Origin of the sequence: Nocardia sp. NPDC057440 (genome assembly GCF_042802915.1) — a bacterium.
GTDB lineage: Bacteria > Actinomycetota > Actinomycetes > Mycobacteriales > Mycobacteriaceae > Nocardia.
On sequence record NZ_JBHVDF010000034.1, the window covers coordinates 23,403 to 29,521 of the forward strand.

Sequence of the window (6,119 nt, forward strand, 5' to 3'; positions counted from 1 at the left end):
GGCGACGGCGGGCGAAGGACGGCGGGCAGCAGGTCGAGTCACGGCTTCCAGTTTGTCACGGCGTGACGGATGCGGGAGCCCCGGAGTCGACCGACGCCGTGTCGCTCAGCTCACCCAGCTGTCCCGCCCGCACCGCCCACACCTCGAAAAGCACGGTGCAGAACGGCGGAATGCTCGACAGCAGCGCGAGCACGGTGGTCTTCACGGTCCAGCCCAGCTCACGGGCCGCGACGATCGCCGCGATCACGAACAGCACGAAGATGATGCCGTGCGTCATCCCGAACACCTTGACCGGCCACAGGACCGGCTCTGGAAGGCGCTTGAACACCATGCCGACGATCAGAAAGGCCCAGGAAATAGCCTCCAGCACGGCGATGAAGCGGAAGCGCTTGGCCACGGTGCTCAGGTCGAAGAAATTGCCCATGGCCACCATTGTGCCGGACTGCTACGACGGTCCGTAGTTGAACCCGTCACACCGCGGCAGTGCGGATCATGCCCAACTCCGCGACCAGGTCCGGCCGGGGCGTCGTTCGCAGGTCAGGTGCGCGCAGCGCCGTCGGTGCCGAGTGAGTGCTGTCGGTACGCCAGAACTTGGCCGCGCGGAGCATCTCCGGCGATGCACCGTCGCGACCAAGCCGACCACCGTGGGGGGTGCTCGCCGACCCGACAAACCTGCGAATCGCCATCGTCGCCGCCGGCGTGCTGATCATGGCGACCGCCCTGATCAGACCGCCACGTCCGGCGCCGGTCGGCTAGACCTTGATGATCAGGGCGTCACCCTGACCGCCGCCACCGCACAGCGCGGCAGCGCCGATGCCACCGCCGCGGCGCTTCAACTCCAGCGCAAGGTGCAGCAGGATTCGCGCGCCGGACATGCCGAGCGGGTGACCGATCGCGATCGCGCCACCGTTGACGTTGACCTTCTCCGGGTCGATGCCGAGCTTGCGGGTGGAGGCGATGCCCACCGCCGCGAACGCCTCGTTGATCTCGACCAGATCCAGCTCCGCGGGCGAAATACCTTCGCGCGCACAAGCCTTGGCGATCGCATTGGCAGGCTGGTCCTGCAGCGACGAGTCGGGACCGGCCACCACGCCCGCGGCGCCGATCTCGGCGATCCAGCTCAGCCCAAGCGCCTCGGCCTTGGCCTTGCTCATCACCACGACGGCGGCCGCGCCGTCGGAGATCTGCGAGGCGGTGCCCGCGGTGATGCTGCCGTCCTTGCGGAAGGCCGGACGCAGCTTGGCCAGCGACTCCGCGGTGGTGTCCGCGCGAATGCCCTCGTCGGCGGAGACCAGCACCGGGTCGCCCTTGCGCTGCGGCACCGCGACCGGAACGACCTCCGCGTCGAAAAGCCCGTTCTTCCACGCCGCCGCGGCCCGCTGGTGCGAGGCGGCCGCGAACGCGTCCTGGTCGGCGCGGCTGATCGGCGCGGTGTCGTTGCGCTGTTCGGTCAGCGCACCCATCGGCTGGTCGGTGAAGATGTCGTAGAGGCCGTCGTAGGCCATGTGATCACGCAGTGTCACATCACCGTATTTGAATCCCTCCCTGCTCTTTTCGAGCAAGTGCGGCGCCTGGCTCATCGACTCCTGGCCGCCGGCGACGACGATCTCGTACTCGCCCGCCCTGATCAGCTGGTCGGCGAGGGCGATCGCGTTGATGCCCGACAGGCACACCTTGTTCAGGGTCAGCGCCGGCACGTCCATCGGAATGCCGCCGGCTACCGCCGCCTGCCGAGCCGGGATCTGGCCCGCACCCGCGGTGAGCACCTGGCCCATGATCACGTAATCGACCTGCTCCGGCGCGACGCCACCCTTCTCGAGCGCCGCCTTGATCGCAAAGCCACCGAGGTCGGACCCGCTGAAGTCCTTCAGCCCGCCGAGCAGCCGGCCGACCGGGGTACGCGCACCGGAGACGATCACGGAAGTGGTCACGACGAGCCCTCTTTTCCTCACAGCAGTTTGGATCGCCAACAGCCGCGCCCGGGCGCGGCGTCGAGTCTTGTACTCAACGGTAGCTTGTCGGTCCGAGTCGACCCCTGCCAGGTACGCGGTGCCCTCGCCTGCACTCGGCCAGGCGCAGGACTGCCGACGGACGCCGTCCGATTGCCTCTCACCTGGCGGTGCCTCGCCTGCGCTCCACCGAGCGCAGGATTACCAACGACGCCGTCCGACTGCGTCTCACCAGGCGGGCCCGCCCGTGCACTCGGCCGAGCACAGGACTCCCGACAGACACTGTCCGACTGCGCCCAACCAGTTCTGCGCTCGGCCGCGCGCAGAACTATCGACGGTCTCCATCCGGCAGTGTCAGGCAGACGCTACGTTCGAGTGGTGAGCAACGTTATGGATCCTTCGAGCTTCATCCCCGGCGACTACGTCATCGCCGTCGATCACGTCGGCATCGCGGTGCCCGATCTGGATGCCGCGATTGCCTGGTATGCCGAGAATCTCGGCATGATCGAGACGCATCGCGAGGTCAACGAGAGCCAAGGTGTGCACGAGGCGATGCTGTCGCTGCCCGGCGCACCGGACAGCGCGACTGCCCTGCAGTTGCTGGCGCCGCTGAACGCCGACTCGACCATCGCCAAGTTCATCGACCGCAGCGGACCGGGCCTGCAGCAACTCGCCTACCGCGTCACCGACATCGATGCGGTGTCGACCTACCTTCGCGATCGGGGGCTGCGTTTGCTGTACGAGGCTCCGCGGCACGGAACCGCCGATTCCCGCATCAATTTCATCCATCCGAAGGATGCTGGCGGTGTGCTGATCGAGTTGGTCGAACCCAACGCGAATGTTACGCACTAGTATCAAGATCGGGCCCGAAAAACTCTTCAGAATCACATTCGCGGTCGAGTCACCATGATGTCTCGCTAGGCTGTAGTTTGTTGGCCATGTCGTCACCTGAGTCCGATCGCAATCGCTTCGTTGCGCTCCCCTTCACCGTTGTGCGCAAGGGCTATGCGCAAGACGAGGTACGCAACTACTTCGACCGCTTCGATGCAGAGCTGAGGGTCACCGCCACTGACCGGGATGCTGCTGCGGCACAAGCCCGTAACCTCGCAAGCCAGCTGGAGGACGCGCGGGACGAGATCGACGAGCTCCGCAAGGAGGTCGACCGCCTCTCGGTTCCGCCGACCACCGCGGAAGGCATGTCCGACCGCATCTCCCGCATGCTCCGACTGGCCTCCGACGAGGCCTCCGAGGTCCGCGCCCTCGCGCAGGCCGAGGCTGCGGAAATGGTGTCGATCGCGGAGCAGCAAGCCACCGAAATGCGTGGCAAGTACGAGTCGTTGCTTGCCGAGACCAAGGAAAAGCGCGAAGCACTCGAGATCGAGTTCGAGCAGACCTTGGCCAATGCGCGTACCGAGTCCGCCAAGATCATCGAAGCCGCTCAGGCCGAGGCCGACCGCCTCGGCAAGGAAGCCGACGCCAAGCGCAAGGCGACCCAGCAGGACTTCGAGGTCACCATGGCGGAGCGTCGCACCAAGCTCACCCGCGCCATGGAGGAGCTCGAGGCCACCAGCCGCGCCGAGGCCGCACAGCGGATCAAGGACGCGACCGACGAGTCCAACCGCCTCATCACCTCGGCCACCCAGACCTCCGAGCGCAAGATCGCGCACGCGAAGGAACTGGCCGAGGAGATGCGCGTACTGCGCGGCCGGGTGCTCGCCCAGCTGCTCGGCATCCGCGGCCAGCTCGACTCGGTGCCCGCCATGCTCGCTGCGGTCAACCGGGAAAGCGAACTGCTGGACGGAGTTCCGGACCAGCGCAAGTCGATCGGCGGTAACACCAAGTCGGTGACCGGCTCGCGCGCTAAGGCGATCCCTGAGGTCGCCGACGACGACATCGTCGACGAAGAGCGCGAGAACGCCGACATCACGCACTGACGTCGGGCCACGCGGCGACACGCGGTACCCACAGAAATTCACACTGAAGGCCGCCCCGACCGGGGCGGCCTTCCTAATTCTCCCCCGCCACTGCGCGTACTGGCCGAGCCCGCGTCTGCGGGCAAGCGCGTTCGGCCGCAAGGGCATTCACGACCAGCGACGGGTTATCCTGCGCGTCTGGCGGCCGTTCCAGCAACCCCGATGCCAGTGCCTGCGGTCGTCCTCACCGCCATAGGCGGGCCAGGCGACGATATGGGCTACGCCTGGCACGATTTCGTGATCACAGCCCGGACAGCGATATGTCTTGATCGCTCGGCCACCGGGGATGGTCCGGACGGTGTAGAGGTCGTCACTGTCCGGTCCCGGCTCGGTGCTTCCGAAGACGTCGCCGAGCCCACCGCCCGCGGACGGATCCGCGCGGCGGTCGGTGCGAGGCTTCCGACGCGGCATGCACCAAGCCTAAGCCTCGACCGAACATGCTCTTGTGCGCCCGTCTGGATCGATCGGAGCCACCGGACGGCTACTCGACTCAGAAGAGGCGGAATTCGTTGCTCTCGGTGCCGCGTAGGGCGTTGTAATCGAGAACCAGGCATCGGATTCCGCGGTCCTCGGCGAGCGTACGAGCCTGCGGCTTGATCTGCTGCGCCGCATAGACCCCTGCGACAGGGGCGAGCAGTGGGTCGCGATTGAGCAATTCGAGGTACCGGGTGAGCTGTTCGACACCGTCGATCTCGCCGCGGCGTTTGATCTCCACGGCCACGGTGGCGCCGTCGGCATCGCGGCACAGCAGATCAACAGGCCCGATGGCCGTCATGTACTCGCGGCGGATAAGCGTATAGCCGGGACCGAGGGTCTGCACGTGCTCGGCGAGCAACTCCTGGAGATGCGCCTCCACGCCGTCTTTCACCAGACCGGGATCGACGCCCAGCTCATGCGAGGAGTCGTGCTCGATGTCCTCGATAGTTATCCGCAATTCTTCGCCGGCCTTATTGGTGACGACCCACAGCGCCTTCGCCCCCTCGGGCGCCTCGTCACCGCTGCGTTCCTCCAGCCAGCACGGCGGGCTCATCCAGTTCAGCGGCTTATAGGAGCCGCCGTCGGAATGCACGAGAACCGAACCGTCCGCTTTCATCAGCAGCAACCGGCGGGCCATTGCGAGATGGGCGGTGAGTCGCCCCACATAGTCGACCTGACAGCGAGCAATCACTAGGCGCACCCAAGCACTGTAGGCGAGTGCCCGGCCGCCGCTGTGGCCAGCCCGCCACGGCGCCGGTCAGCCCATGAGCATGATGGCCGCGAGCAGCACGCTCACCGCGAGCAGAGCCGATTCGACCCTGGTGAGCTTGCGGGTGGATGCCGCATTGGCCCGAATCATGCCGAATCCCACGGCCGTTCCGATGCAGCACGAGATCAGATGACCGACGCTGGTGAAGGTCCGCTCGATCAGGACGCCCTCTGCGGCGATCATGAACCATGTGGTGGCCCAGGCGAGCCGCCAGCGGTGCGGGACCGCGACGACGAGGGCCCCGATCAATGCCATCGCCCCGTAGCTGACGCCGACGTCTTCCGCCCAGCGGATACTGGCGGGCACCCAGCCGACATCGATGGCGATCCAGAGCCCTCCGGCGACGAGCAGAGTGGCCCCGATGTGCCCGGCCAGGAAGACACGCATCAGGTGCACCGCGCCGAAGCGCAATTCGGCGAGGGCGAGCAGGCAGCCGAGCAAGGGAATGATGGCCCAGGCCGCGCTCACATCACCGATCACCAGCGCGCTGGAAAAGAGGGTTCCGACGTGCCCGTTCAGCAGGTTGTGGAGGTTGGTGCTCGCGTGCAGCACCATCTTCGACCGGGCCGAATCGCTCAGCACCGAGAAGACCGTCGTGACGATGACGAGCGCAGCGAGGTAGCCGGCCGTCGCGGGCAATCTCGGCCACGATCGAGATCTGCTCGGTATGCTGGGATCACTGAGCGCCCGGTCGGCCGTTGTCGTCGCCACGACCATCAGCACCTCCATGCTTCTCGGCTTGTCTGTCCCACCGACGATATCGGTTTACGTTCATGATCGCTGCGGGCGTTCTGCTTACGTTGGCAGTTCCCTGTGAGATTGCAGCGAAACCATTTCGCTGTGTGTATCTCGCCACAAACGACGAAAGCCCCCGACCGAAGTCGGGGGCTCTCGCGAATGATGTTCCGGCGGTGTCCTACTCTCCCACACCCTGTCGAGTGCAGTACCATC

At 66.3% G+C, this 6,119-nt stretch carries 8 protein-coding genes; 2 read left to right on the forward strand and 6 right to left on the reverse strand.

Annotation, left to right across the window (positions count from 1 at the left end):
• Positions 1-55: 55 nt before the first annotated feature.
• From ACFU4Z_RS36005 to ACFU4Z_RS36015, 3 genes are read right to left on the reverse strand one after another with little or no spacing between them, the layout of a single operon-like run.
• Positions 56-424, reverse strand: coding sequence for a DUF3817 domain-containing protein (locus ACFU4Z_RS36005; protein WP_379072738.1), 369 nt, complete (start codon positions 422-424; stop codon positions 56-58).
• Between the two features lie 46 nt (positions 425-470).
• The gene (locus ACFU4Z_RS36010; RefSeq protein ID WP_379072740.1) at positions 471-710 is read right to left on the reverse strand and encodes a hypothetical protein; all 240 of its coding nucleotides are present in this window, start codon (positions 708-710) and stop codon (positions 471-473) included.
• Between the two features lie 42 nt (positions 711-752).
• Positions 753-1,931: an acetyl-CoA C-acetyltransferase gene (locus tag ACFU4Z_RS36015; RefSeq protein ID WP_379072742.1), complete on the reverse strand. Its 1,179-nt coding sequence runs from the start codon at positions 1,929-1,931 to the stop codon at positions 753-755.
• A 408-nt stretch (positions 1,932-2,339) separates the two neighbouring features.
• Between ACFU4Z_RS36015 and mce the strand changes: the two genes are divergently transcribed.
• Both mce and ACFU4Z_RS36025 read left to right on the forward strand, forming a co-directional pair.
• Positions 2,340-2,801, forward strand: coding sequence for a methylmalonyl-CoA epimerase (gene mce, locus ACFU4Z_RS36020; RefSeq protein ID WP_328412773.1), 462 nt, complete (start codon positions 2,340-2,342; stop codon positions 2,799-2,801).
• A gap of 86 nt (positions 2,802-2,887) precedes the next feature.
• The gene (locus ACFU4Z_RS36025) at positions 2,888-3,883 is read left to right on the forward strand and encodes a hypothetical protein (RefSeq protein ID WP_379072744.1); all 996 of its coding nucleotides are present in this window, start codon (positions 2,888-2,890) and stop codon (positions 3,881-3,883) included.
• A 147-nt stretch (positions 3,884-4,030) separates the two neighbouring features.
• Here ACFU4Z_RS36025 and ACFU4Z_RS36030 read toward each other — a convergent pair whose 3' ends face one another.
• The 3 genes from ACFU4Z_RS36030 to ACFU4Z_RS36040 all read right to left on the reverse strand — a co-directional run bounded on the left by ACFU4Z_RS36030 (position 4,031) and on the right by ACFU4Z_RS36040 (position 5,885).
• Complete coding sequence (locus ACFU4Z_RS36030) at positions 4,031-4,333, reverse strand: ATP/GTP-binding protein (protein WP_379072746.1); 303 nt, start codon at positions 4,331-4,333, stop codon at positions 4,031-4,033.
• A gap of 79 nt (positions 4,334-4,412) precedes the next feature.
• A complete protein-coding gene (gene nucS / locus ACFU4Z_RS36035) occupies positions 4,413-5,099 on the reverse strand; it encodes an endonuclease NucS (protein WP_379072748.1) in 687 nt (228 codons plus the stop codon).
• Positions 5,100-5,156: 57 nt separating this feature from the next.
• Positions 5,157-5,885 (reverse strand): rhomboid-like protein, encoded by a 729-nt coding sequence (locus ACFU4Z_RS36040; RefSeq protein ID WP_379072750.1) that lies wholly within the window; start codon positions 5,883-5,885, stop codon positions 5,157-5,159.
• Between the last annotated feature and the right edge of the window lie 234 nt (positions 5,886-6,119).

Excerpts from the sequence above, each read along its gene's own strand:
- ACFU4Z_RS36010 (WP_379072740.1), bottom strand. The coding sequence starts at position 710 with ATGATCAGCACGCCGGCGGCGACGATGGCGATTCGCAGGTTTGTCGGG.
- ACFU4Z_RS36030 (WP_379072746.1), bottom strand. The coding sequence starts at position 4,333 with ATGCCGCGTCGGAAGCCTCGCACCGACCGCCGCGCGGATCCGTCCGCG.
- ACFU4Z_RS36025 (WP_379072744.1), top strand. The coding sequence starts at position 2,888 with ATGTCGTCACCTGAGTCCGATCGCAATCGCTTCGTTGCGCTCCCCTTC.
- ACFU4Z_RS36005 (WP_379072738.1), bottom strand. The coding sequence starts at position 424 with ATGGGCAATTTCTTCGACCTGAGCACCGTGGCCAAGCGCTTCCGCTTC.
- ACFU4Z_RS36040 (WP_379072750.1), bottom strand. The coding sequence starts at position 5,885 with ATGGTCGTGGCGACGACAACGGCCGACCGGGCGCTCAGTGATCCCAGC.
- mce (WP_328412773.1), top strand. The coding sequence starts at position 2,340 with ATGGATCCTTCGAGCTTCATCCCCGGCGACTACGTCATCGCCGTCGAT.